Annotated in this window: 22 protein-coding genes and 2 pseudogenes; 11 read left to right on the top strand and 13 right to left on the bottom strand. The window is 47.9% G+C overall.

Translation table 11 applies throughout. The features are described 5' to 3' along the window. Window positions 1-200: 200 nt before the first annotated feature. Window positions 201-443: a hypothetical protein gene (locus M0415_RS01525; protein WP_011626746.1), complete on the top strand. Its 243-nt coding sequence runs from the start codon at window positions 201-203 to the stop codon at window positions 441-443. A gap of 7 nt (window positions 444-450) precedes the next feature. Here the strand turns inward: M0415_RS01525 and M0415_RS01520 are convergent, their stop codons facing one another. From M0415_RS01520 to M0415_RS01500, 5 genes are all read right to left on the bottom strand, one after another. Further along, a complete protein-coding gene (locus M0415_RS01520; protein ID WP_249555906.1) occupies window positions 451-957 on the bottom strand; it encodes a YgjV family protein in 507 nt (168 codons plus the stop codon). Window positions 958-1,090: 133 nt separating this feature from the next. Further along, on the bottom strand, window positions 1,091-1,699 hold the full coding sequence (locus M0415_RS01515) for a Crp/Fnr family transcriptional regulator (protein WP_249556612.1): 609 nt from the start codon (window positions 1,697-1,699) through the stop codon (window positions 1,091-1,093). Between the two features lie 4 nt (window positions 1,700-1,703). Further along, window positions 1,704-2,330, bottom strand: coding sequence for a fumarylacetoacetate hydrolase family protein (locus tag M0415_RS01510; RefSeq protein ID WP_249555907.1), 627 nt, complete (start codon window positions 2,328-2,330; stop codon window positions 1,704-1,706). A gap of 48 nt (window positions 2,331-2,378) precedes the next feature. Further along, window positions 2,379-3,392, bottom strand: a complete 1,014-nt coding sequence (locus M0415_RS01505; RefSeq protein WP_088210614.1) for a succinylglutamate desuccinylase/aspartoacylase family protein — start codon at window positions 3,390-3,392, stop codon at window positions 2,379-2,381. A 69-nt stretch (window positions 3,393-3,461) separates the two neighbouring features. Continuing rightward, window positions 3,462-3,998 (bottom strand): MarR family winged helix-turn-helix transcriptional regulator, encoded by a 537-nt coding sequence (locus tag M0415_RS01500; protein WP_088210613.1) that lies wholly within the window; start codon window positions 3,996-3,998, stop codon window positions 3,462-3,464. A 166-nt stretch (window positions 3,999-4,164) separates the two neighbouring features. Here M0415_RS01500 and M0415_RS01495 point away from each other — a divergent pair, with 166 nt between their 5' ends. Together M0415_RS01495 and M0415_RS01490 are read left to right on the top strand one after the other, a co-directional pair. Further along, complete coding sequence (locus tag M0415_RS01495; RefSeq protein ID WP_249555908.1) at window positions 4,165-5,115, top strand: MFS transporter; 951 nt, start codon at window positions 4,165-4,167, stop codon at window positions 5,113-5,115. After that, window positions 5,055-5,363 (top strand): MFS transporter, encoded by a 309-nt coding sequence (locus M0415_RS01490; RefSeq protein ID WP_249555909.1) that lies wholly within the window; start codon window positions 5,055-5,057, stop codon window positions 5,361-5,363. Before M0415_RS01495 ends, M0415_RS01490 begins: the two co-directional genes overlap by 61 nt. A gap of 81 nt (window positions 5,364-5,444) precedes the next feature. On the opposite strand, the gene M0415_RS01485 is transcribed toward M0415_RS01490, so the two are convergent. Together M0415_RS01485 and M0415_RS01480 are read right to left on the bottom strand one after the other, a co-directional pair. Next, window positions 5,445-6,008, bottom strand: coding sequence for a PhnA domain-containing protein (locus M0415_RS01485; RefSeq protein ID WP_023265774.1), 564 nt, complete (start codon window positions 6,006-6,008; stop codon window positions 5,445-5,447). 134 nt (window positions 6,009-6,142) lie between these two features. Continuing rightward, window positions 6,143-8,355: pseudogene (locus M0415_RS01480) on the bottom strand (TonB-dependent receptor domain-containing protein). 230 nt (window positions 8,356-8,585) lie between these two features. Between M0415_RS01480 and M0415_RS01475 the strand changes: the two are divergent. Beyond that, entirely contained in the window at window positions 8,586-9,293 is a 708-nt protein-coding gene (locus M0415_RS01475; protein ID WP_220056159.1) for a DUF2461 domain-containing protein, read from the top strand. A gap of 62 nt (window positions 9,294-9,355) precedes the next feature. Here M0415_RS01475 and M0415_RS01470 read toward each other — a convergent pair whose 3' ends face one another. After that, window positions 9,356-9,967: a TetR/AcrR family transcriptional regulator gene (locus M0415_RS01470; protein ID WP_249555911.1), complete on the bottom strand. Its 612-nt coding sequence runs from the start codon at window positions 9,965-9,967 to the stop codon at window positions 9,356-9,358. Window positions 9,968-10,122: 155 nt separating this feature from the next. Between M0415_RS01470 and M0415_RS01465 the strand changes: the two genes are divergently transcribed. From M0415_RS01465 to M0415_RS01445, 5 genes and pseudogenes are all read left to right on the top strand, one after another. Next, window positions 10,123-10,749, top strand: coding sequence for a glutathione S-transferase (locus M0415_RS01465; protein ID WP_220053518.1), 627 nt, complete (start codon window positions 10,123-10,125; stop codon window positions 10,747-10,749). 61 nt (window positions 10,750-10,810) lie between these two features. After that, a complete protein-coding gene (locus tag M0415_RS01460; protein WP_220053519.1) occupies window positions 10,811-11,479 on the top strand; it encodes a glutathione S-transferase family protein in 669 nt (222 codons plus the stop codon). A 180-nt stretch (window positions 11,480-11,659) separates the two neighbouring features. Next, complete coding sequence (locus M0415_RS01455) at window positions 11,660-13,033, top strand: RsmB/NOP family class I SAM-dependent RNA methyltransferase (protein ID WP_249555912.1); 1,374 nt, start codon at window positions 11,660-11,662, stop codon at window positions 13,031-13,033. A 288-nt stretch (window positions 13,034-13,321) separates the two neighbouring features. Next, the gene (locus M0415_RS01450; RefSeq protein ID WP_011626757.1) at window positions 13,322-13,480 is read left to right on the top strand and encodes a hypothetical protein; all 159 of its coding nucleotides are present in this window, start codon (window positions 13,322-13,324) and stop codon (window positions 13,478-13,480) included. A 239-nt stretch (window positions 13,481-13,719) separates the two neighbouring features. Further along, window positions 13,720-16,845, top strand: a pseudogene (locus M0415_RS01445) (NAD(P)-binding protein). A 58-nt stretch (window positions 16,846-16,903) separates the two neighbouring features. Here the strand turns inward: M0415_RS01445 and M0415_RS01440 are convergent. Beyond that, window positions 16,904-18,571: a diguanylate cyclase gene (locus M0415_RS01440; RefSeq protein ID WP_249555913.1), complete on the bottom strand. Its 1,668-nt coding sequence runs from the start codon at window positions 18,569-18,571 to the stop codon at window positions 16,904-16,906. Between the two features lie 197 nt (window positions 18,572-18,768). On the opposite strand from M0415_RS01440, the gene M0415_RS01435 reads away from it, so the two are divergent. Next, the gene (locus tag M0415_RS01435; protein WP_249555914.1) at window positions 18,769-19,620 is read left to right on the top strand and encodes a DMT family transporter; all 852 of its coding nucleotides are present in this window, start codon (window positions 18,769-18,771) and stop codon (window positions 19,618-19,620) included. 53 nt (window positions 19,621-19,673) lie between these two features. Here the strand turns inward: M0415_RS01435 and M0415_RS01430 are convergent, their stop codons facing one another. The 3 genes from M0415_RS01430 to M0415_RS01420 all read right to left on the bottom strand — a co-directional run bounded on the left by M0415_RS01430 (window position 19,674) and on the right by M0415_RS01420 (window position 22,285). Beyond that, complete coding sequence (locus M0415_RS01430) at window positions 19,674-20,213, bottom strand: YfaZ family protein (RefSeq protein WP_011717740.1); 540 nt, start codon at window positions 20,211-20,213, stop codon at window positions 19,674-19,676. Between the two features lie 163 nt (window positions 20,214-20,376). Further along, window positions 20,377-20,886 (bottom strand): GNAT family N-acetyltransferase, encoded by a 510-nt coding sequence (locus M0415_RS01425; protein ID WP_249555915.1) that lies wholly within the window; start codon window positions 20,884-20,886, stop codon window positions 20,377-20,379. Window positions 20,887-20,914: 28 nt separating this feature from the next. Then, window positions 20,915-22,285 (bottom strand): magnesium transporter, encoded by a 1,371-nt coding sequence (locus M0415_RS01420; RefSeq protein ID WP_011626763.1) that lies wholly within the window; start codon window positions 22,283-22,285, stop codon window positions 20,915-20,917. A 147-nt stretch (window positions 22,286-22,432) separates the two neighbouring features. Between M0415_RS01420 and M0415_RS01415 the strand changes: the two genes are divergently transcribed. Beyond that, window positions 22,433-22,918 carry a glutathione peroxidase gene (locus tag M0415_RS01415; RefSeq protein ID WP_011626764.1) on the top strand — a complete coding sequence of 162 codons (486 nt, stop codon included), beginning with the start codon at window positions 22,433-22,435 and terminating at the stop codon, window positions 22,916-22,918. Between the two features lie 599 nt (window positions 22,919-23,517). Here M0415_RS01415 and M0415_RS01410 read toward each other — a convergent pair. Next, window positions 23,518-25,332, bottom strand: coding sequence for a M1 family metallopeptidase (locus M0415_RS01410; protein WP_249556613.1), 1,815 nt, complete (start codon window positions 25,330-25,332; stop codon window positions 23,518-23,520). Between the last annotated feature and the right edge of the window lie 86 nt (window positions 25,333-25,418).

Genomic DNA, 25,418 nt, shown 5'->3' with positions numbered 1-25,418 from the left:
TGCTGATAGCATCAAAAAATCACCCTTCCGACAAGGTCAAAACCGCTTATTTTTGCTTTTAGTCAGCCTAAGTTCAGCAAGTGGACACATGCTGATATATATGATTTAGACTTTTCATTCCCGCTCCCAATCGGGCTATAATTCTTTCCGCTAAATACATAGCCCACAGTATAACCGTACCTTTAAGGATCTCATTGCCTATGACCAATGCATCAACTAGCCCTTTTGCTGTGTTAAACCAAAGCACTGCAAACTCGTTTAATGAACAGAAAAACCTGATTAAACGGGTCTTTAAAGGCAAGCCTGTGCAATGTCCAAGCTGCAATCAAACCCTCAAAGTCATCTTGCCGGAAACGGCTAAAGCCGACCAAGCCGCAGGCATTTTCTGCCCTAAGGGCTGTACCGATATCGAGCTGGATATGGAAGCCGTGGCAGGTATCTAAGCCTCTATTAGGATGAGCGTAATTGTCCTCGAAAATAATAGCGGTAATATCCCACCAGATTACTGCCAATAAACAGCAGCTCCATCAATACCGCCACGGGTGAGCCAACTAAGATATTGTGGCACAACCAAAAACTGGTGCCGACGATCATCAATAAGCGCAGATTTTTATCCGCCTGACAAAAGGCGGCGCGGGTTTGAAACAGCGTTCCAATACAACTTATCACGCTCACAAGCCCGCTGTAGGTCAAGCCGCTCATCAGCACCGCCGCCCCGCTAAAACCCCACATGGCCTTTTTAGACGTAGTAAAAATGCTGGTGAGGTAACGCACAGTGGCAATCCCCATCAGGCCTGCGGCCGTCCATTGTGCCAATAAGCAAAAATGGATGGAGATTAGGATGCCCGAGACGAACAAGCAGGCGACGATGCGCTCACGCGCCTTAAATTGAAACGACATTAAATCGAAAACGATGGCAATCGCCACCAATAGTTGCGACAGGGTAAAAGCACTCAAGATAGGCTCCTTTAAGAAACAATATCAGCTTATAAAATAAGCAGATACATTCAGCTGTGACTCAGACGTAGAGTCGAGGAGCATGCAGGGGATGACCTAAAAGTGCATTAACTTAAGTTAACTGACTGGCTGTTTATAGTGAATCTTGCAAACGTCTACGGATCCGCGACAGGCTAATCGCAGTGATACCAATATAATTAGCCAGTTGGGCATGGGTTAAACGCTCAACCCAGAGGGGAAAGTATTGGAGTAAATGTAAGTAACGTTGCTCAGGTGTATTGAGCAGCAAAAAGGCTTCTTTTTGTTCTTTATACAATAATTGCTGTTTGAGCAGCGCCAGTTGCACTTGCTGCATCGATGGCTCGTTTAGCACGGCAAGTGGTAATTGTACTAGCCTACAAGCAGTGACGGTTTCTAACTGATAGGGCGCAATACCCTGCTTTAACCAACTGCTATATAAGAAACAAAGCTCACCTTCGAAGTAAAACTCCTTGCAGCGCTCACTGCCCTCTTGGGTATAGTGGCAAGCGCGCACTATGCCATCCACCACAAAATAGGCAAATGGCTGACGCTCGCCTTGGGGTAACAAGCACTCGCCGGGCTGGCATACCAACGCCCTTGCTTGACTGAGTAGCGGCGCTAAGTGCTCGGGCTCGGCCCCTAAGGCGAGCAAATATTGCCAAAGGGGATGGATTGCCTGCTCAGTTGCCGCCTGATGAGCCGATGCAGAGTGCGCAGTCATTGCATTACCAGCTTTGCCATTCATACTCGACCAAGGGCGCTTGGTGTGGCGCATCCTTAAGGCCTAAGGCCACCTTAAATACCCGATTCGGTGGAATGATGCCGACACCTTTTGGGGTGCCTGTCATCACAATGTCGCCGTCTTCTAAGGTGGTAAAGCTTTGTAATTCTTCTAGAATCGTCTGCGGATTATAGATCATTAACTCAATATGGCCCGCTTGGGTTAACACCCCGTCTATCGTTAAGCTGAACTCAAATGCCGCGCTGGCATCATCGATAGCAACAAAAGGGCTAAAGAGCGCCGCGCCATCGAAGGCTTTGGCCTTTTCCCAGGGTAATCCCTTGGTTTTCAGTTTGCTTTGCAGCTCTCGCTTAGTGAGATCCAGCCCGACCCCAACATGGCTAAAACGCCCCTGCTGATAGATAAAACACAACTCAGTTTCATAGTGCAGCGCCTCACCTAAATGCTCAGCATGCAGCACAGTGCTAATCGCCGAGTTGGGTTTGAAAAACACCACCATATCTTCGGGAATGTCATTACCCAGCTCATGGATATGGTCGACATAATTTCGCCCAATACACAGAATTTTACTCGGGCAAATCTGTTTATCACCGACGTTAACAGTCTTCATTTGACTCCTCATTACGCTATTGGCTTTAAAGCTAAGGCGCAGTAAATATCAGGCGTATTCCATTAAAAATTCATCGAGTTGTTCGTTGGCGATTTCAATTTCATCCCCTTCAAACTGCGCAATATGGAACATGCCCTCACCTTCATTGGTCACAGGTATATTGCTGATCCCTATGATAATGCCATCGGTGGGCGCGCGAATGGCTACGCTATCGCCTCCATGCGGACTCACAATATGGGCGATGATATACCCCTTGTTAACCCGTTGCCCGAGTTTAAGCTTCATATTCACTAAACCATCGGACTCACTGCGAACCCAATAACTGCGTATTGCGCTGACACTGGCAACCTTGTTGCTGACTCGCCCCTTGAGCATACCCAGGCTTCGCATCACATTGAGTACACCCTTAAGACCCGACTTAATCGCCAGCTCACTAAAGCGCAGTGCCTCACCCGCCTCATACAAAATACAGGGAATGCCCTGCTGGTTCGCATAGCCACGCATCGACACGCTGCGCGCCTTGGAGTGCATGATAAGTGGTGCGCCGAAGGCATTCGCCATGGCTAACATGGTTTCATCGCCAGTATCACAACGGATCTGCGGCAAGTTATCTCTATGAATTGCGCCCGTATGTAAATCAATCACATGGGTCGCATGCACCAGTAATTGGGTCGCAAAAAGGTTGGCTAAACGACTCGCCAGCGCACCTTTGCTTGAGCCGGGGAAACAACGATTGAGATCGCGCCTATCGGGAAGATAACGGGATTGTTGAATAAAACCAAACACATTGACTATGGGCACCACTATCAAAGTGCCTGCTAGATTTTTAGGATTGACGCGCCCAAGCAAGCGCCTGCAGATCTCAATGCCATTGAGCTCATCGCCATGGATGGCGGCGCAGACTAACAGTGTCGGGCCAGGTTTGAGGCCATGGAACACTTCCACGTGAATATCGAGTTGGGTATCGGTATAGAGCTTAGCGGCGGGTAGTTTTATCCCCATTTGCGTGCCCGCAACGACTCGCTTGCCTTCAATTTCAAACGCTTCGCGTTTTTTTACCATAGTCACTCCCTGATGCTATCCCTAAAAACGCCATACGGCACTTTGTCTCTCGCCCCAAAACTGGGCCGATTACCGTTCAAAGTGAGCAAGCCAAGTCTTTAAAATCTGCTGCAATATTTCACGCTCGGCGCTAGGCACCCCTGCCAATAACGCGCTCTGGCATTGAATATGTTTGGGCAGCGCCGCGTCAATCAATGACTTGCCTTCTGCGGTGAGCGACACATGCACGGCGCGGCGGTCTTCCTTACTGTGCTCACGGGCAATCAGCCCTTTATTTTCAAGCCGGTCTAAGCGACTGGTCATGGCGCCCGAGCTTAACATCATGCTCTGATACAGCTGCGAAGGCGATAGCATATAAGGCTCGCCCGAACGTCTGAGCGTCGCGAGCACATCAAATTCCCCCTGACCTAGGCCAAATTCGCCGTGACACAGGGCGATGGCGTTTTCCATATATTTGGTCAGGCGCGCGATGCGCCCTAACACCGCCATCGGGACCAAATCCTCTGTCACCCCTTGAGCCTGCCACTGCCCAAGGATGATATCCAATCCGTCTTCAGACGTTACGAGTGCCTGCTGAGTATCGAGTGCTGGTTGATTTTCTGCCATGGTTTTATCTCTACATAAAGATTCTTTACATGCTAACCATTTTACCGCAGAATTTACATATCTTTATATAAAGATACTTTCCATAAAGTTTAAGTCGGTTTCACAGTGCAAACTGTTCAACGAATTGTGTTAGCCATTTTTATTCGACCCTGCATAGGAGTATGCGATGTCTCATATTTTATCCCCTAGGGGCAATCAACTGATGATAGGTGTCAGTCTGTTACTTATCGGGCTTAATCTGCGCCCCATCCTTGCCTCTGTCGGCCCTTTGCTGCCGAGTATTCAACAGGATATTTCCTTAAGTTTTGCCCTCGCCTCAATGCTCACCCTGCTGCCAGTCCTCGCCATGGGAATGGGATGTTTCGTTGGTTTTAAGATTGCTAAAGGCTTGGGGTTTGCAAACACAGTGACGGTATCGCTGCTATTTCTGCTGATTGCAACTGCGATGCGTTTTTGGGTCGAGACGGCGAATGCGCTGATCTGTTCTGCACTTTTAGCGGGCATGGGTATCGCCCTCATCCAAACCTTAATGCCTACTCTGATTAAACAAAACTTTGCCGACAAAACACCGTTGATGATGGGCTTATATGTCACCGCCATTATGGGTGGGGCGGCACTGGCCGCCAGTTGCGCACCTTTTATGGCGGCCGATTTAGGCTGGCGAGCGGGCTTAGGCCATTGGACTTGGTTAGCCCTCATCGCCATCTTGCTATGGATTGTCAGCCGAAAACATCTTGCCCTGCCGAGTCACACCGACAAACAGGCGGAATACTCATTTTGGCGCTATCGCCGCAGTTGGTTATTGGCACTGTTTTTTGCTTTAGGGACAAGTTGTTATGTCTGCGTGCTCGCCTGGTTAGCACCTTATGCCATCGAGTTAGGTTATAGCCAAACCCAGGCAGGATTAGCCTTAGGCTTCCTCACGAGTATGGAAGTGATCGCAGGCTTAGTCTTTCCTTGGCTTGCCAGCAAGTCGACGGATAGACGGGCGATTATTTTGCCTTACTGTGTCTGTTGCAACTCATTGGTTTTATGGGATTCGCCCTCGCACCACAGGTGTCGATATTTCTCTGGGCCGCACTGGCGGGACTCGGGATTGGTGGTATTTTCCCGCTGAGTTTGATTGTGACTATGGATCATCAACAGAATCCGCTGTTAGCGGGTAAGTTAACCGCCTTTGTGCAGGGTATTGGCTACAGTATTGCCGCTATCTCACCTTGGATAGCGGGACTTATTCGCGATAATTTCCAAAGCTTTAATATGGCCTGGTTATTACTTGCGGCGCTGAGTGTCATCGCTTATCTGCTGTCGCGGCAATTTAATCCGAGCGGCTATGCCCTGCACTATCGACAAGTGATGGCCTAGGATTTAAGCACATAAAAAACCGCCCAATTTGTAAAAATTGGGCGGTTCAAGTATCAAGCTAACAGCTTCAACGCGAGTCGATTAAGACTTCTTCACAAAGCAGGTCAGGATCACGATGCGAGTGCCGTTCACTCGGCCTTCGATATGCTCAGGATTGTTGGTCAACGAGATATTGCGAACCGCTGTGCCGCGTTTTGCCACAAAGCTGGTGCCTTTAACGTTAAGATCTTTAATGATAACCACGGTATCGCCGGCGTTCAGTACCGCACCGTTGCTGTCTAAGGTCGGTGGCGTATCATCGCTCGCGGCAGCCGCTTCGGCATCGCCCCAAGCGCGTAAATCCTCTTCCAGATACAGCATATCCAGCAGGTCCTGCGCCCAGCTTTCGCTGCTTAGGCGTTTCAGCATGCGATATGACATCACTTGAACCGCTGGGACTTGGCTCCACATGCTGTCGTTCAGACAACGCCAGTGGTTCATGTCCATGGTATCCGGTGCGGCGATTTGGCTGCTGCAATTTTCACAAATCATGATCTCGTTTTCATGACCATCGGAAGCCGGTAAGTCATAAATAGAGAGTTCGACGTCACTTCCGCAGAGTTCACATTTGCCGCCACAGCGAGTTAGCAATTCATTTTCAGTCATTTTTTCTGTCTACATGCGTAATAAAACGCGGATTATGCCATAAATTGGCTTTTCACGGCAGGGGGGAAGGCAAGATAACCCTATTTTTTATATGCGTTATCTGTTTTTCCATCCTTTAAATCGCCATTTAATCCTTAAAATTCATAAGCTAAACTGAGTCTGATATCACGCCCAGGCGCGGGAATTCCATCCGATAGAAACGGCGTCACTTGCTGGTTAGTCAGGTTTTTGCCATTAAACGCACGCTGAGCCCTTTCAGTGTTTCTTGAGGCTCGTAGGCTAAATATATATTTTGTAAGAAGTAATTCTCACTTGGGGACTCAGCATTGAAGATATCACCCTGAGGCACATTATCCTGCGCATCGTACCAAGTACCTTGCCAAGCGACTGAGATGTCATCCGTAATGTACATGCCCACACGCAGGCGAATATCCAGCGGCGCAATGTTGGCAAGGTATTCGTCCTCGCCTTGACTGTCTCTGAGCGATCCCCTGTGCTCACCCTGTAACCAAGAAACCGCTAAGTCACTGAAGAAATCCTGATAACGGTATTGGGACTCGAGATCGGCGCCGTAGATCTCATAGCCGTCAAGATTGGTGTAACCACTTTGAATCACTTGATTGGGGTCGGACTTTGCCCCGCGGCGCTGGGCAATATCATCCCGCCCCAAGTTAGCAAAGAGGGTCACTTGGGTTGAAAGCGTATCTTGGGCGGCAAAAAGGCTGATTTGCTGTGTCATCAAGCCCAGTTTAAAGGCGTGCAGACGCTCTACATCGATATCTCGACTCGTGCCGGTAATGCTCGCCTTGGCGTATTGCACCGCATAGATTTCATCGACCACTGGCGCTTGTAAACTGTAGGCGTAATCGAAATTCACTCGAGTATTAGCAGTTAACTGGTAGTCGATACCCAATCGCGGTGAAAAGCCCGAATGGTGGGTCGAGCTATAATCGTGCCCCGCCTCGATATCGTTGTAATCGGGGGCAATGTTGGGGCGGCCAATGCTGTAGATAAAGTCATAGCGTAGCGAAGGGGTGATGGTCAGCTCATCTGTCACACTAATCGCATCGCGCAGATACACTGCATAGGTATCCTGACGACCTTCGGGCTGATAGTAAGGGGTGTACCAACCGTAGTTTTTCTCGGGATTTTTCTCATAACTTTTGTTAAACACCATCGAATCCCTATCGAGACTGCGGAACTGCAACCCGGTTGTGATCTCATGATCCCCAACAATACTTAAGTTGTTGATGTCAATGTAGTCACGCTTGTAATCCAACCAAGATTCATGGCCGAAATTGCCGACGGAGACAGTCATCTTTTCCCACGCGATTGGCGGCCTGATCCAGTGACGTGCATTGGCAGAATGGGAAATCACAATTTGGGTATCGATCAAAGGATTACTCGGTGAATAGCGATAATTCGCCGACCAAGTATTGTCTTCATAGGTGTTGTAGGCCGTGGTGGCATAGAGCGCCTGTTCATAGGAGCCATATTTACGGATGTTATAGTCAGAAATTGCGGGCATAGGTCCACGACGATTGGCCCAAGGCTTACGACCTTCGTCGAGATAATGGGTCAGGCTCAGCATGAGTTGATGGTCGCCCTGCTCGTAATCCAGTTTGCCGAGGTAATTATTTTGCTCATAACCTGAGTATTCAAATTCATCACCATTGGCGAGCGTGACATCCCCCGCATCACGACGAGTGACATGCAATAAACCTGAAAGTTGTTTATTCGCTCGTCCATAAACCGTTCCCGTGTAGCTTTGAGCATCGTTATTACTGGCGTAACTGGCTTTGACTCTTGCACCAACGTTTTGATTGTAATTTAAAAAATCATCGGCAGATTTAGTCACAACATACATGGAGCCGCCAAAGCCGCCGTTACCCGAGCGGACATCGTGGGCCCCTTTAATCACTTCGACTCGCTTGATTAAATCGGGATCTAAGAAGAACGAACCATAGCGATATTGCTCAAATCCCACGGGGGCGTTATCGACATAAATATTAAAATCTTCGGTTTCGCCAAATCCCCACAGGTTGATGCGCTCGCCACCACTGCGAGTCCCGCCATCAATATGAGCACCAGCCATATCATCGATGACTTCAGCAAATGTGGTCGCTTGCATCTCTTCAATCTGCTCCATCGAGATGATCGCCTCGCCCGGCTTAGTCATTGTGGTCGCTCGGCGGTATTGCTGACCATGTACTTGTAAAATCTCGATTGGCTCGACCTTAGGTGCTCCCAATACTTCCTTGGCATTGAGTGGCAACGCAGGCAATATACTCAAACCCACACAGCCCATCATTATTTTCGCTATCCTGCTCTTAGGTTGATATCCCATCTCCCCATCCCCTGTTACCTAGTGTAAAAAATAGGGCGGCATTATAGGCATCAAAGCCAAAGATGAGAATAATTCTCACCTAGCTTTACATGTAAATCACAAACTGATGGTAACTGCTGAGAAATGCTCGAAGAATTTGCAATATCCACGCGCATTTGTTCAACTCGCACTAGCCTGTTTTGATTAACGGTCGAAATCCCAGTCTCAAGCACCTCAAAGGTTTTATGGACATGACTAAGCTAACCGCACAACCCCAAACCGAGTTGGCATTTACGGCCGCCAGCTTAGATTTTCTCAAACTGCTGGCGCTCAACAACTCCCGCGACTGGTTTAAAGCCCATCAGGAAGAATATGAAAGTAAGGTCAGAACCCCTGCGCTGCGTTTTATCGAGCAAATTCAGCCTGATATCGTTGCTATTTCCCCAAGATTGACGGCTGTTGCCAAAAAAGTCGGTGGCAGCTTAATGCGTCCACAGCGCGACAGCCGCTTTAGCAACGACAAAACGCCCTACAAGACCAATGTGGGGATCCAGTTTCGGCATTTTCAGGGTAAGGATGTGCATGCACCTGGGCTGTATTTACACATTGCCGAGGATGGATGTTTTATTGCCGCCGGTATTTGGCATCCCGAATCCAAGGTGCTGAATGCCATTCGGACTTGTATCGATGAAAACCCCAACGGCTATAAAAAGGCGCTACAGACATTAACCAGTCATGGATTTGTGATGGATGGTGATAGTTTGACTCGCCCGCCAAAGGGATTCGATAAACATCACCCAATGCTGGACGAGCTGAAACGTAAGGACTTTATCGCGCTAAAACCAATTCCCTTTGAGCGACTCTGCCAAGCCGATGCCGCCCGCTACTGCGCCGAACAATTCGCCCACTGTAGCCAATTGATGGCCTACTTGTGCTTTGCCCTCGAATTAGACTTTTAGTTTTTGCGGTTGACGAGGCCAAGCATTCACTTGGTCTCATGCTTATCGGTTTTGCTTAAGGGCTATTTCCCATCGACAGACTTAAGTGGCGTTAATGCCAGACTCTTAAGGTATTCGCTTAATACCTTAAATGCATTATCCAACAGGGCATACTCCTTCGCCTTGCCTAGCACTCTAATCCCTTGTAATTGAAGCACTAAAAAAGCCGCAAGCGACTCTGGCTGAACCGATTGAGACAACTCACCCTGTAGCTGACTGTAGCGTAAAACATCGGTAAAGTTAGTCTGCAATTGGGTAAATAAACGCTGGCACTCCTGCTGCACGCAGTCATCGTCGAGGCATTTTTCCATCACCGCATTCTGCATAAAGCAGCCGTACTCTTGCTCACGCTGCAAGGCCACAAATCGCGCTAAATAGGTCAAGATCTCACTCAGACCGGCCTGTGCGTGCAGAATTTGCTCCTTCGCGCCAAAGGAATAGTGATCGAGATAAAAGCGCAGGGATTCGCGATACAAACTCTGTTTATCGCCAAAACTGTTATACAAGCTGAAGCGATTAATCCCTAAGTGTTCGACCAGATCGGCAATCGAGGTCTCGGCAAATCCCTTTCGCCAAAACAGCTCCATCGCCTGAATAAGCTTTTCCTGTCTATCAAAATTACAACTGCGTGCCATGGTCCAAACCTAGATTGATGCCTGCATTAAACGGAATATCACGGGGTAAAAACATTCTTGACTGACCGTTTAGATATGGCGTAAATTCTATACTAACCGATCGTTCCGTTAAAGCCCTATTTGGCCAAACTTACAGATTCACAGAAGGAAAGAACATGAAGCTTTATGAATTAGCCCCTACGCCAAGCGCAAGACGCGTGAGTATTTTCCTCGCCGAGAAAGGCATCGACATTCCACGTGTGAGTGTGGACATTCGCGGCGGTGAAAACCTCAGCCCTGAATTTAAAGCCAAAAGCTTAAACGGCCGTATTCCCCTGCTCGAACTCGACGATGGTAGCTATCTATGTGAATCCGTGGCTATTTGCCGCTACTTAGAAGAAATCCATCCGAGTGAAACATCACTCTTTGGCAACAGTCCACTAGAGCGTGCCAGAGTCGAAATGTGGCAGCGCATCATCGAGCTACAAGGGTTGATGGTCGGCTTTCAAGCCTTTAGAAACCTGACGGGTATTTACAAAGACAGGGAAAATTGTGTCGAAGCCTGGGGCGCAGAATCACGCCAACGGGTCATTGACTTCCTGCCGACCTTAGACCAACAATTAGCCAAATCAAGCTATGTGGCGAGCGATAACTTTACGATTGCCGATATTTCTGCATACGTTTTTATTAGCTTTATTAAAAACTTAGATATTCTAGTGGATGACACCTTGCCCCACATTCAGGCATGGTTTGCGACAGTGGCCCAGCGCCCTGCGATAGTGTCGCTTACCCCAAAAAACTGACAGCGATGCCCTATTGGGCAGCCAAGTTAAGCATTAACCAGTTAAGACTTAAGGGATAACTATGATTGATTTATATACCGCCGCGACCCCGAACGGTTTTAAAATTTCCATCGCGCTCGAAGAAATGGGTCTCGACTATCGAGTGCATAAGTTAGATTTCAACACTAACGAACAGAAACAGCCTGAGTTTCTTGCCATTAACCCTAATGGCCGTATTCCAGCCATTATCGACCGAGATAACCAGGACTTTGTGGTGTTCGAGTCCGGCGCAATTCTTCTATATCTAGCGGAAAAAACAGGTAAGTTTTTGCCAGCGGATCCTAAAAAGCGCTCACAGGTCATTCAATGGCTCATGTTCCAAATGAGCGGTGTCGGCCCTATGATGGGTCAAGCTAACGTGTTTTACCGTTACTTCCCTGAAAAAATTCCCGCGGCCATTGAACGTTACCAAAAAGAAGGCCGACGTTTGTTTGAGGTAATGAATACCCAGTTAGCCAAACATCAATATCTGGCCGGTGATGAATACACCATTGCCGATATCGCAACTTGGCCTTGGGTGCGCATCCATGAATGGAGCGGCATCAATATGGAAGGACTCACTCACTTACAACGTTGGTTAGACGAGCTAGCCCTGCGTCCCGCTTGCCAAAAAGGCATAGTGACACCTCCGCCTTCGGTTTTGAGTGATGAAGAGCGTGCTAAGCAAATCCAGAAGATGGTGACTAAGTAGGTCATCATTTCCTCACGCGCGCATTCGTTTTCCCCATCAAGCCCCAACTCAGCATTGGGGCTTTTTTACTGCTAGCGATACGTAAAACTGCTACACTCTGCGCCAATTATTGATTTGCTTGGCCGTATTCATCCCATCGGATGAATGTCACTCGGCCGAGCCCCTTTTCAGGCTAACTTTATGGGCAATCCAAACGGCTTATCATCAGCAATCATGGCATCTACAGTGAATATCGAACCACAAACCCTCGCGCAAAAACGCGGTTTAAGTTATGCCAATACCATTAAGTTATTGTTCGATGAGATTTTAAATACCAAGCAACCCGCCGACCGAGTGCTTGCGAACTACTTTAGGGAACATAAAAAACACGGCTCTAAGGATCGCAAAGTCATCCGTGAATCCTTATTTAGCCTGTTCCGTTGGTGGGGCTGGTTTAAAACCACGGGCGATCATCAACAGGCGCCACAATTTTTTGCCATGCTCAGTACGAGCGCCTTGATCGAAGCCCATCCATGGCAGGATATCGCCCAAGCCTGGCATGAGCTCGCCCAATCGCCGGTTGATTATCAGCAACTTCAATCCCTTAGCGTTAACAGCTTAACGGATAAGTTAGCACTGGTTCGGCAGCAATTTCCCGAAGTGACCTTCGAACTCACAGATTTATTACCCGAATGGTTTTGGCAGGTCTGCCCGATTGCCCCAGAGTTGCACCCAAATCTCATCGAAGCCATGTCTAGCCGCCCACCGATTTGGGGACGAGCGCAGGGAATAGACAGCCAATCGGCAGTTAAACAACTGCAAGCGCTAGAGATAGATGCGAGCCTCAGCCCCTATTTTGCAGATGCCATAAACCTTGGCACTAAGAGCATGAATCTCAATGAAATATCACTCTATAAAGAGGGCAAAATTGAGATCCAGGATTTAGCCTCACAAGTGATAGGTCAAATTTGTGCACCAGAGCCTTGGCAACACTGGTGGGATGCCTGCAGTGGCGCAGGCGGAAAAACCCTGCAATTGCGTTCACTGATGCGAACTGCCACGGCTAAGCAAAACCCATTAGTAGGCTCAATTGTGTCGTCGGATATTCGCGCCCACGCCTTAGAAGAACTCAGCAAACGTGCCCAGCGTGCAAAGTTTGATGGCATCAGCATTGCGCGCTGGCGCAGTGATGCACTGCCAGTCGATGCCAACCATTTTGATGGAGTATTAGTCGACGCGCCCTGTAGCTGCACAGGCACCTGGCGCCGTAATCCCGATATGCGCTGGCTCGACAGCCTCGATGCCGTCACTGATAAAGCCACTCTCCAGCTGGATATTTTAAGCCGCAGCAGCAAGGCGGTAAAACAGGGCGGAAGCTTAGTCTATGCTACTTGCTCATTGTCGCCTGTTGAAAATGAACAAGTGGTTTCCGCCTTTTTACAACAACATCCTGAGTTCAGTTTAGTGCCAATCCGCCACCCCTTTACCGGCGAACAAACAGAAATGTTGACCGTGTGGCCCTTCGAGGCCAACACAGATGGAATGTTTGTGGCTCGCATGCTGCGCAATCTCTAGCACTAACTCCTTATTTTTTATCAGAACTTGGCACTCATATCCTGAGTGCCATTCTTTTTGCCTCCGCACAATATCAATGCGCTTTTTATCTTAATCATTTAATAATCATCAAGATAAACCCTAGATTGCGGCGTAAAATCGCCAAGGCAATTCCATCGAGACGTATCCCTCCTTCTTGGACAAAACTTTTCACCATCAGTGATTAAATATTTCGCTTTAGCTTAATCTCGCCTTTGGGTAAAAAGATCGAGTGCTGAGAATGGCACAGGTATTTTTGGAATTTTGACCATGTCACACTCCTATGAATTTGACGACGATGATGCGCCATGGGGCGATAACGTCAAAGGTAAGCAAAAAAACAAACGCGTAAAACAACGTCGCAGGGATACTAAGCGCCGTTATTCAGATGATGCAGAGGTGGATTTCTATCAGCATAAATCGAAGTAACCGATAAACACCCGTTTGCCTTAGCAAATTCGAGCTTTAATAAGCCAGTCAAATCCGAGCAAGTTGGATAACCTCCAACTTGCTAGTTAGTCCAAGTTCTCCTTCATCCTTCCCGTTTTGATTCAATTGTAAAATCAATAGGCTAATGAGTTGATTTACCCTATGCTCTTTAGGGTTTATTAACGCCTTTTGTTTACCAAACCACCTGACACATCTTGACGGGTTTAAAGGATGATCCCATGGAAAAACAACGCCCCGATTTTATCTATCCCCCTGGCAGTATGTTGTTGCACTCGCCCTTAGTGTTGAATAAAGCCGATATGTACGGCTTTTTTCTCAAGGGAAAACTCGCCAACCTGCAGCGCTCCATCGATAAAACGCTCAATCAAGTGGCCGGAAGCGCCATGTACTTTAAAGTACTGTCGCCCTACGTACTGACAACCTTCACCCAAATCGAAAAAGCCTATTCAGAAGACCCAACCGACAGGGCCAAAGGTTGGATCCAAGAAACCGACATCATCACTTGGGTCATGGTCGGTCGCCAAGACAATAGCAACAGCGCATCCATCAGCCATGTGTATTTTCAGCCGCTGCATATTTGGGTAAATGATGCGATGGCCCTGATCAATGGTCGCGAGTTGTTCGGTTATCCCAAGTATTTGTGTGAATACACAATGCCCGCGGTCGGTGAACCATTAACCCGCCTCTCCTTGGCAACAAAGAGCTTCTTACACTTTAGCCCTGACACTGAGCTTGCCATGCACCCGCTGATTGAGGTGAATTGCAATGCAAAGCCCGAGGCGCAGCTCACCACGCTAGAGGCCATAGCCCAAACCTGGCAACTCTTTAAAGAGCAAACGGATTTTATTCCAGAGCTGGATAAACTCGGTGAGGAGCAACTGTTTCATTTGCTGTTTAAGCCTGCCATCGACCAAGTGTTTTTAAAACAGTTTCCGGATGCGTCAGGGCAAAAAGCGGTTTATCAGGCGATTACCGCGGCGCCCGCACAGGTCAACAAAGTGCACAGTGTCGCCCTGTTGGAAAATGACTTTGTCGCCACCATTTTTGATAACGCCAGTTTCCCACTCAAAGAGACCCTAGGCGTCGAGGTCGGCGAGCAGCATGTATTACTGCCCTACCATGTGAACTTTGACTTTGAAGTACCGCCGGGCGAAGTGCTGGTCGATAACTCTGAAATCAAAAAACAGAAAATTGCCATTCTCGGCGGAGGCGTCGCCGCCATGACAGCCGCCTGTTATCTCACCGACAGGCCCGGCTGGCAGAATCAATATGAGATTGATGTCTATCAATTAGGCTGGCGTATCGGCGGCAAGGGCGCAAGTGGCCGTAATGCTGCGATGGGGCAACGGATTGAAGAGCATGGCCTGCATATCTGGTTTGGTTTTTACCAAAATGCCTGCGCCTTGATGCGTAAAGCCTACGAAGAACTAGACCGCCCGCCCGAAGCGCCACTGGCGACCTTCTTCGATGCCTTTAAACCCCATAATTTTATTGTGCTGCAGGAAGAAATTAATGGTCGCTCCGTTAGCTGGCCAATCACCTTTCCAACGCTCCCAGGGATCCCTGGAGATGGTACCGAAACCTTAACCTTCTGGAAGGTCGTTAAGGCCGCCTTTGCTTGGATAAAAGAATGGCTAAAGGACATGGACTCACTGCTGGACGCCGATGAAAAAGCTATGGCGACACCGAAAAACTGGCTCGATATCGGCTGGTTTGAACGGCTGAAGGATAAGCTAGAGGATTCGGTCGGTGATGCGATGGAGTCCCTAGACGCCCTTGGTGACAAGCTCGAATGCCATTTTAATCAAATGATTGGCCGTGAATGCGATGAGCATGTTCACAGCGAGAGTGACGATGGTTTGGTTGAATCCGCCGTCGATGCCCTGCACCAAAGGCTGGTTAAACGCTTTAGCGACCATTTAGACACTAACGACGAGTTACGCCATCTGTATATCGCCGTCGACTTAGGCTTAACCATCTTAAAAGGGATGTTTGTCGATGATGTGTTTGAAAAGGGCTTCGATGCCATCAACGACTACGATTACCGCGAATGGTTAACCAAACATGGCGCCAGCCAAAAATACACGGTCGACAGCGCGCCGGTACGCGGTTTTTATGATCTGGTGTTTGCCTACGAAAAAGGCAACTTCGACCAACCGAATGTCGAAGCGGGCACCATTATTCGCTCCATGCTGCGTATCGCTCTGTGTTATCAAGGCGGAGTCATGTGGAAAATGCAGGCGGGTATGGGAGATGTGGTCTTTACCCCCTACTATGAAGTGCTGAAACGGCGCGGGGTTAATTTCCACTTCTTCAATCGGGTCGATAATTTAGAATGCCGCAACAACAGCATTCAAGCGATTGAAATCACAGAGCAAGTCGCTCTTGCGCCTTAGGTTAAAGACTACAATCCACTCGTGGATGTTAAAGGCTTAGCCTGCTGGCCCAGTACCCCCAATTACGGTCAACTCGAGCCTGAGCAAGCCGCATTGCTAAAAGCCCATGATATTAATCTGGAGCACTTCTGGAGCGATTGGGACAACCTGTACGAGGCGAAATTTGGTCAGGCGCTACCGAAAAAACGTCTGCAAAAAGGCGTGGACTTCGACAAAGTGATTTTTGGTCTGTCATTAGGATCTGTCCCCCATGTGGCGAGCGAGGTGATGGCGCAGAGTCCGGCGCTCAAAACCTGTGTTGACAAAGTGCAGACAGTCGCGACCCAAGCCTATCAACTGTGGATGAATCAAGATCTTAATGGTATGGGTTGGCCAAATTATTCAGAGGATGGCGAGCAGCCCGTCTTATCAGGCTTTACCGAGCCCTTTGATACGTGGGCATCAATGGACCAATTGCTCGATAAAGAAGACTGGCGCGGCCTAGAGCCTAAAAATGCCAGTTATTTCTGCTCGGCGTTGCCTGTGGATGCGTATCCACCACGCACCGATATCGGTTTCCAGCAGCGTAAAACCGCCGAAGCTAAGGCTGGCGCCATCAATCAGCTCAATACGGAAATTCATAAGCTGTGGCAACAGGTTGGCGACACCTTCCCCTGGGAATGGTTGCACGATGAACAGCAGCGCCAAGGCGAGGCGCGATTCGATAGTCAATATTGGCGCGCCAATGTGGATCCTTCCGAGCGTTATGTCTTGTCCGTTAAAGGCAGCTCACAATATCGGATCACCACGGATGGCACAGGTATCGACAATCTGTATATGACGGGAGATTGGATTAAAACCGGGCTCAACGCCGGTTGTGTGGAGGCAGCGACGATGGCGGGCATGCATACCGCCAAAGCCATCTGCGGCCATCCGGCGATTATCAAAGGCGAAAAAGACTTCGCCTAAATGCAAGGGGGCTGCGTTATGCAGCCCCTTTTTTATCCAGATATTTTTGTGTTCAAATTTAAATAGACACTATCTCACCCGCGCGGGTATCGGCATATTCCTGGCGGCGCTTTTCCATTCGCGACTGATACAAATTGCTGTCGGCGCAGCGTAGCCACTCGTGGGGTTCGGCCACATCGCTATTGATGGCAAAGCCAAAACTAAACTGACAATCCTTTAAGCCTTCGGCGGCAAATTGCGCCGTTAATCCTTTTAAGCTGGTAGTTAAGGTCCCCATGCCATTTGCAGGCAGAATAAGCACAAACTCATCGCCGCTGATCCGGTAAATCTTAAGGTGAGCAATATTGGTCGCCTGTAAAAACTGCACTAGATTTTGCAGTAAACGGTCCCCCTCCTGATGCCCTAAGGTATCGTTCACCATTTTAAGACTATCGACATTAAGCAGCACCAAGGCCGTTGGTTGTACAACCTTATCGGCAAAGGTTAATTGCGAATTCATATATTCATCAAAGGCATAACGATTACCGACTCGAGTTAAACCATCGAGTCTGGCCTTCTCCCAAGCGATACCGAGTTCTTCAATGTGGGCCTTGCGCTCTTCAGCCAACAGTTTGAGCTTATTCGCTAACGCAAGGGATAACAGCAAAGCATCCACAGTGCCACCCAGCAGTGTCGCAAACTCGGCATGTTCAATAAAATCAGGGGTGATCCCCATATTGCCTGGAAGAATAATCACCGCAGGCAACAGCAAACAACTAAAGGCCATGATGAAATAGCGCGCGGGGGCAAAGCCTTTCATCAAACACACATTGCCACAGGTGATCGCTAACGCAATCCACAGCATGATTAAGACAGAGGCAATAATCGCGGTATAGGGCAATAACCAAATACTGGTCGGCAAGGCTAAAATACACGCGACTAATAAATATTGGCTAAGCCGCCATAATCTAGGCGAATAGCTAGGTAACTGTAAGAAGTGCTTGTAGAACATGATGTTAAATATCGGCAAGCTGATAAAAAACAGATGATGTAATTCAAGCTGATGAAAGTTAAATAGATGCGCCGGTAAATGGAAGGTCAGTGCCCAGCCACCAAAATAGGTCAATACATACAGGCCGTAGTATAAGAAGGCCTTATCAAAAATAGAGATGTAAATCAGTAGATTGTATAGAGCGATAAAGAGCAATCCCCCTAAACAAATCAGTATCGCCATGGCCACACGGTCGTTGGTTAACTGGTGCACTTCTTCCGACTCTATCGCCAATTCAGGCGCGGAGGAATAATAGCGGCTACTGAGCCGAGTCACTAACCAATAATCGGTCCCCATATTCAGTCGTACTTTACGACCGTAATCGAATAAAAATTCATAGGGCGCATAGTAACCACTGTGGGCCGTTTGCACTGAGCCATCACTGCCAAGTAACCAATAATCGACGGATTCCACAATCGAATTACTGGCATCCACTACCCAATGGCTTTGACGACTATTGACCATTACCGGAGATACCATCCAATAATCACCGCCCGCAAGGCTGACTGAACGAGCCTCCTCAAGTTGCCCCATCCACTGGGTCACGTCATTAAAATGCTCGGGAGGGAGCTGTTTCGCATCGGCATGGAATAAATAGGGGGAATCCAACGCAATTTCAGCGCTATGGGCAAACGGACTAAATGTCCAAAGAAGCAGCAAAAAGCACCAAAAATGTTGCAAGTTAGGTTTACTCATAGGTATCTAAGTTTATATACCAGCGTCTCGTTCCACGCAGAAAATCAATTTAAAGTGTTAACTTTATGACTACATTTTATTTTTTACAATTGATTAGACTAAATTAGTCGGCAATTGGGTGCCTTATGATGATATTTTAGTCGTTAACTTAAGGGACAACACCTTAGCCTCAATATCAGACGTTCACTTGGATACCTATGGCACCATTATTGATGATTTTAGCTGCACAATTATTGATTGCCAGCGGCAACCTATTGGTTAAGTTGCTTGAAACTAATGCGCCCGTATTTCAACTTGTGCTTTATCGCCAATTATTTGCTACGCTTTTGGTGCTTCCCTTTGTCTGGCGCCTACAGGGGAACCTTAAGTTAAGCCCCTTCTACAAAGTGCACTTAAGCCGAGCGCTGTTAATCGGCTTAGGCAATGCCATCTTTATGCTGGCGGTATTACACTTACCACTCGCAACCGTGACGGCGGTGATCTATACCTCGCCATTGTTACTGTTGCTGATGTCCGCCTTCTTTTTAAATGAGCGCATAGGTTATCGTCGCACCGTTGCGGGGATTATTGGTTTTACGGGCATTTTGCTGATAAGTCAGCCGACGGAATTTAACCTCTATATCGGTCTAGCCTTTTTTGGTGCCATGACTTCGGCAACAAACAGCCTGATTTTGAAGGCATATTCAACCCATGAGCATCCCTTTTCAACACTCTTTTGGTCTAATGCCTTTGCGATGGTTTTTCTGATACCGGCAACTTGGTACGAGGGTGCCGACTTTAGCCTGCCCGTTGCCCAAGTTGGCTTAACCTTAGGGCTGTTTTATATTGGTATGACCTACCTCATCATCCACGCCTATCGGCGCGCCGATGCCAGCCAAATGGACCCAGTGGAATACACAGGCCTTATTTTTGCCGCATTGTTTGGTTGGTGGTTTTTGGATGAGCACTTAAGCATTGTGGTGTGTATTGGCATAGGACTGGTGATTTTTTCCTCCATCCTGCCAAGCTACAGTGAACTGAAAGCCAAATGGAAAAGCCGGCGAAGTTAACCTTGGCCGGCTTTGAAATCAAAGTGGCCACTGGCCACTCAATAAAGGCGAGATTAGAAGCGGAATTTACCGCCGATATAAACGCCATCTTCGAAGGTAAAGTCACGGGCGTGATCATATTCGAAGGCAATCTTACGGTAACCCACATAGAACGCCATATTAGGGTTCACGCGGTACTGCACCTTTGAATCTAACTCGTATTGACCATCGACATTACCGAAAGACAATACCGATGGCGCATAGTAAGCGGCGGCATGCAAAGAGATATTTGGCCCTAACGCCAAGGCATAACGACCGCCCACGGACACGGCACTGCCGTTTGGCGCATCATCTGCCCATAACTGGCTTAACTTAGCACCGACTTCGAAGTGGTGTACGCCAACATCATGGGTCATGTGCATTGCGCCTTGGGCAATATGACCACTGTCGTCTGAATAAATATATCCTAATACTGCATTGACATCTTTATTCACTTGCAGCTCTAACTCGGTAGAAACCACATCGTTGTTTAACCCAAGATTAAATTCTGACGCATTCACCTGCAGTGCGGCTGCACTCAATAATAAGACACTTGCTACTCTGAACTTAGCCATAAAAACACCTCAATAATGACTGTGGGTAATGGCGCGGATCATACCGAATAAAAAAAGAAAATCTGCATATTTAGTTGAGAGTCGCGAAGATTTTTGAATTTGAAACCAAACGAAAACCGGTAAAAAACACCAATAAAACCTAAATTAAACAACTCGAAAACATTTAGGGTGCTGGCACCCGATCTCCAACTAAAGATTGCATTATGCCGTCGATATCGACACTTTCCTGCAAAGCTAAGTAATACCAACCTACGGTATTCCCCGTGCCTCTAATACTTAAATAGTTCCGCCAAAAGTGAAATCCAGCTTTGAGTAAATTCACTCGACTGGCATTGTTCTCATCTCGAATGGTGGCAAATAACAAGGCAATCCCCTGTGCTTTAGCCACTTCAATCCGCTTAAGAGTAAGCCCTTGGGCTATGCCACGGCGACGGTACAAAGGCGAGACCACCAGATAACCGAGTTCCCCCACGGGGCCAGAACCCGCCTTAATCGCCGCGCAGCCAACCATCTCACCCTCGAGGGTTTTCGCCAATATGACAGCGCGCGACTGAGCAAAGGCCTGATGGTCGAGGGGATGCGCGTTGTCATCCCGCCGATCGATTAAGGCCGCCGCAGCCGCTAATTCGGCTGCATTTTGGCAAAGGACAAATTGAATATCGTTGTGATTCATACAAATGAGTTAAACAACCAAAAGCCACTTAGAGATACAGTATCGTCGCCATACCGAGGAAGGTGAAAAAGCCCACCACATCGGTCACTGTGGTTAAAATCACCGAGCCAGAGAGCGCCGCATCTTGGTTAAATCGCTGCAAGACCATAGGGACAAACACCCCGGCCAACGCCGCGACCGCCATATTGATCAAAATCGCGCATCCTATCACTATGCCTATGGTGCTGTCGGCAAACCACCAGCCCGCCACCAGTCCAATCACAATCGCCCACAGGGTGCCATTGACTAAACCTATGCCTAACTCGTTCTTCATTAACGAGAATAAGTTACCCGCAGAAATCTGCCCCATCGCCATACCGCGGATCATCAAGGTGAGCGACTGACTGCCGGCAATCCCGCCCATGGACGCCACTATCGGCATCAGCACCGCAAGTGCCACCACTTGAGATAAGACATTCTCAAATAACCCAATGGTTGCCGAGGCCAAAAATGCCGTGAGTAAGTTAATCCCTAACCATACGGCGCGGCGCTGTGCACCTTTGATGATCGGGGCGAATAAGTCGTCGGACTCATCCATACCCGCGGTCGCCATTAATTGCGCTTCGTAATGCTCACGCACTAAGGCGGTGGCGGCCCTTAGGGTGACACGGCCAATCAGCTCCCCAGCCTCATCGATAACGGGTAACTCAATTTCGCGGCTATGCTCTATCGCCTCGGCAGCATCGAGTAGCGTGGTATCCGCGGTTAAGGCGCGACTGTCTTCCGATAACAGTGAAATCAGCGGCTCAGAGGGATCATGCTTGAAAATATCATAACGTCTTACCGTACCGAGATATTTATCCGCCTCATCGACAATAAATAAATTATCGTTACAGTCGAGTTCGATTCGCCTGAAAAACCGCTGCGCCTGAGCCACAGTAGCCTTATCGCTGAGCACTAACATTTGATGATCGGTATAACGACCAATCTCATTTTCAGAGTATTGGTCGTACAGCTCGAAGCGCTGCCGCTGACGTTCGCCCATTTGCGCCAAGGCACGGTCGGTAAAACTTTCGGGGAGATAATCACTCCACTCAATCAAATCCTCAGGACTGAGCTGCGCGAATAGCAGATCCACCTCATTGTCGGGCATCTGCTTTAGGATCCCCATACGCGGATCGGCGCGCATTAAACTCAGCACTGTCACACGGTCACTAAACTCAACTTGTTGCCAACGCTCGTAACGCTCGTCTAAGGGTAAAGACTCCAGCACTAAAGCAACCGTGCCAGGCTCAGCTTCATTTAAGATTTCACTGAACACTTCAGCCTGTTCTTCACCTTCAACTTCAGTGAGTTGCTGAACAACCTGCCCAACATCGGCCTGTGTGTTTGTTTCGTATTCGGCTTCATGTTCAGTCACATAAACGCCCTTCTGCTGAGATAAAAATTAGCGTAACTATATTGATATTGAAGAAGATTAGCAAACCCACAAAATAAATTGCACACAAATCAATTGATAACAATTAAACTATTATTTATGCTACTCACCACACCTAAGGAGGTAATGATGACATCGACTATCTATAGCCATAGCGCAAACGACATTCAAGGCAATCCAACTGCACTAGCGCAATATCAAGGCAAAGTGATCTTAATTGTGAATACCGCCAGTGAATGCGGTTTTACACCACAGTACAAAGGCTTAGAAGCGCTCTATCAAAAATATAAAGCGCAGGGATTGGTGGTTTTAGGCTTTCCATGCAATCAGTTTGGCGCCCAAGAAAAAGCCGATGAGAAAGGCATCCAAAGTTTTTGTGAACTCAACTTTGGCGTGAGTTTTCCGCTGTTTTCGAAAATCGAGGTAAACGGTGAGCACACTCACCCTTTATATCAGTACCTAAAAAAAGCCGCGCCGGGCGTATTAGGCACAGAACGCATTAAGTGGAATTTCACTAAATTCTTAATTAATCGTCAGGGCGAAGTGGTCGCTCGCTTTGCACCAACCACAAAACCAGAAGCCATTAGTGACAAGATAGAAGCGCTTTTAAAATAATCCGCACGCTATCCCATTGAAATTTTATTATTAAATAAAAAATTTAAGTTATTTTTTATTTTCGATGGAACTTTAATTCTATAAGCCCCTCAAACATATTGAACAGCGAATGTCTTTTTCATGTTCATCATTCTCCCTGGGGCTTCTAGCGCAGCCCCCTTGACCTAGGAATAGGTCACTAGGCAACCGTTTGGTTGCCTTTTTTTATGCCTATGTTTTATATGTAAAATAAATGTAGCCACGCACCAACAGCTCAATATGCTGATGCTAGCAAGGCCAAAAATAAATTTAAAATTTTTTAGCCGCCAACTGAACTTTATCAAAAGGTCTTAGTCTGATTATATGTAAGGATTAACAAATCCGCTTTAATGCAGAATAGATTGCTAAATGAAAACTTTAGCAAAGGATTAAATGGATAAAACGCGCCTTTTAATTCAATGAAACAGTTTCAAGTTATTGCATAGAGTCGAATTGGTTGGTCGTTCATCATCATCTCCCTTTTGGGAAGCAATCGAATACACGCTAGCGCACTGCATTCCTTTGTCTCCTACTTTGATTCTTTTATGGCAACCTTAGGTTGCCATTTTTTTATCTGTATTTTACCCCTTCAGCATCCTATCCAATTGCACTTGAATCGAAGGATGGTAACCCGCCCTTGCACTGGCATAGATGTGTTGTAACTCAGTGTGATAGCCAGCAACTTGCAATTCGGCATAAAGTGGACGAACAAACTTGCCGCGACCAATGCGCTGTAAATACGCACTTAAGGCGGGTAACACAGGATCATAATGATTACGGATAGCGACCCTAAACCAATCGCAGGCAATTTCAGCGTTAGTAGACTCGGTGAACTTAAAAGTATCGTCCAAATCCATGAGTTGCACCTGCGACAACACTTCGGGTAATTGGGTCAAAAAGTATTGCCAATGGTGGACTCGCCAACCTTTTACCTTAAGCTCGCTGGCCGCTTTGCCCTGTAAGAAATCATCTAAGGCGCAATCGACTTTATCTAAACTTCGCGATGTGGGCCCCACATAACCTTGAGGCAAACCTTCGCCATAAATCCACTCCAACAGCTCGGCTTCACTTATCTTATCCGGATAGGCTTCGACTAAGGCTACTTTCGCGTATTCGACAAACACTTCGGTGGTGATCGCCTTAAAGGCAAAGTGCTGCACATAGGCAAACAGAAACTTATCGAATTCGGCGCGGCCGAGGCGATGTTCTAACTCATGGACGAACATCGAAGCCTTATCGTAGGTAAAACGGTTAAACGCTAGATTAGGATCGGTCTGCTGCACATTGGCGGGCAGCGTTTGCCTGTGAAGCGGTAAAGCCGCCATTTCTTCTTGCAGTCGACCAAATTCAATAACCCATTCCAGCTCGGCCTGCTCCTTGCCATAGACTTCTTCGACAATCCGATTGGTAAAGTAGGTCGTAAAACCTTCATTTAGCCAGAGATCGCGCCAAGTCGCGTTACTGACCAAATTACCCGTCCACGAATGTGCCAACTCGTGGGCGACTGTCGACACTAAGCTTTTATCCCCCGCAATCAGAGTTGGGGTTAAAAAGGCTAAACGCGGGTTTTCCATGCCGCCGAAAGGAAAGCTGGGTGGCAAGATGATCATGTCATAACGTCCCCAGGCATAAGGGCCTAAGAGGGATTGCGCCACGTCCAGCATGTGTTCGGTATCGGCAAACTCAGTCGCTGCGGCTGCCAACATGCAAGGCTCGGTATACACGCCGCTGTGCTGACCTATGGCTTGAAAAGCTAAGTCACCCACAGCTAAAGCCAGCAAATGGGTCGGAATGGGCTTTTCCATCTCAAAATGAAATTGCCCCTCAAGCGGTGTATCAGGGTCGTTCATAGCACTCATCACGGCGCGCATGCCCTTTGGCACCTCGACGTGCGCATCGAAAGAGATCCGCACCTTTGGCGAATCCTGCAAAGGGATCCAACTGCGGGCATTAATGGGCTGAGATTGACTAAAGAGATAAGGTAATGCTTTGCCCGCCGTTTGTTCAGGCGTAAGCCACTGCAGCCCTTCAGCCTCCGGTGAGGTTTGGTAACGAATATAGATTCGTTCGCACTGCGCTTGGGGTAACTGGATGACTAATTTCTGCCCGAGAATGTCATCGGCTGCTTCTAGATGAAATGCCAGCGCGGCTTCATCAGTCGTGACCGATAAAATGCTTAAATCGCGACTATCGAGCCATAGCTCACCAACCTCAGGCTCAAGATAGCACAGTGACAGCGTTGCTTCCCCGAGCAGAGTACGAGTCGCAAAATCGACTTTTAGCGCGAGGGACAAGTGCGTGACCTGCACTTGGTCACTGTTGGCAAAGGAATGGTAATCTCGGGTTAAATCCCATGCTGCGGGTGCGATTGGCATTTGCTGATTTTCTAACGGCATCACTTAGCTAACCTGTGGACGGAAAATTATCTGACCATATTATCAGCCGCTGATTTACTCCTGTGCAATCGAATAAACCTTTCTCA

The organism is Shewanella sp. 10B (assembly GCF_023475885.1).
Taxonomy (GTDB): domain Bacteria; phylum Pseudomonadota; class Gammaproteobacteria; order Enterobacterales; family Shewanellaceae; genus Shewanella; species Shewanella mangrovisoli.
Note: the sequence above shows the minus strand (reverse complement) of the source record. Positions and strands in the feature narration are given on the sequence as shown.

Coding starts and splice junctions, on each gene's coding strand:
- M0415_RS01525 (WP_011626746.1), top strand. CDS start 201: ATGACCAATGCATCAACTAGCCCTTTTGCTGTGTTAAACCAAAGCACT.
- M0415_RS01450 (WP_011626757.1), top strand. CDS start 13,322: ATGTCACACTCCTATGAATTTGACGACGATGATGCGCCATGGGGCGAT.
- M0415_RS01505 (WP_088210614.1), bottom strand. CDS start 3,392: ATGGTAAAAAAACGCGAAGCGTTTGAAATTGAAGGCAAGCGAGTCGTT.
- M0415_RS01460 (WP_220053519.1), top strand. CDS start 10,811: ATGATTGATTTATATACCGCCGCGACCCCGAACGGTTTTAAAATTTCC.
- M0415_RS01440 (WP_249555913.1), bottom strand. CDS start 18,571: ATGAGTAAACCTAACTTGCAACATTTTTGGTGCTTTTTGCTGCTTCTT.
- M0415_RS01425 (WP_249555915.1), bottom strand. CDS start 20,886: ATGAATCACAACGATATTCAATTTGTCCTTTGCCAAAATGCAGCCGAA.
- M0415_RS01510 (WP_249555907.1), bottom strand. CDS start 2,330: ATGAAGACTGTTAACGTCGGTGATAAACAGATTTGCCCGAGTAAAATT.
- M0415_RS01430 (WP_011717740.1), bottom strand. CDS start 20,213: ATGGCTAAGTTCAGAGTAGCAAGTGTCTTATTATTGAGTGCAGCCGCA.
- M0415_RS01500 (WP_088210613.1), bottom strand. CDS start 3,998: ATGGCAGAAAATCAACCAGCACTCGATACTCAGCAGGCACTCGTAACG.
- M0415_RS01475 (WP_220056159.1), top strand. CDS start 8,586: ATGACTAAGCTAACCGCACAACCCCAAACCGAGTTGGCATTTACGGCC.
- M0415_RS01435 (WP_249555914.1), top strand. CDS start 18,769: ATGGCACCATTATTGATGATTTTAGCTGCACAATTATTGATTGCCAGC.
- M0415_RS01495 (WP_249555908.1), top strand. CDS start 4,165: ATGTCTCATATTTTATCCCCTAGGGGCAATCAACTGATGATAGGTGTC.
- M0415_RS01455 (WP_249555912.1), top strand. CDS start 11,660: ATGGGCAATCCAAACGGCTTATCATCAGCAATCATGGCATCTACAGTG.
- M0415_RS01465 (WP_220053518.1), top strand. CDS start 10,123: ATGAAGCTTTATGAATTAGCCCCTACGCCAAGCGCAAGACGCGTGAGT.
- M0415_RS01415 (WP_011626764.1), top strand. CDS start 22,433: ATGACATCGACTATCTATAGCCATAGCGCAAACGACATTCAAGGCAAT.
- M0415_RS01470 (WP_249555911.1), bottom strand. CDS start 9,967: ATGGCACGCAGTTGTAATTTTGATAGACAGGAAAAGCTTATTCAGGCG.
- M0415_RS01515 (WP_249556612.1), bottom strand. CDS start 1,699: ATGACTGCGCACTCTGCATCGGCTCATCAGGCGGCAACTGAGCAGGCA.
- M0415_RS01410 (WP_249556613.1), bottom strand. CDS start 25,332: ATGCCGTTAGAAAATCAGCAAATGCCAATCGCACCCGCAGCATGGGAT.
- M0415_RS01485 (WP_023265774.1), bottom strand. CDS start 6,008: ATGACTGAAAATGAATTGCTAACTCGCTGTGGCGGCAAATGTGAACTC.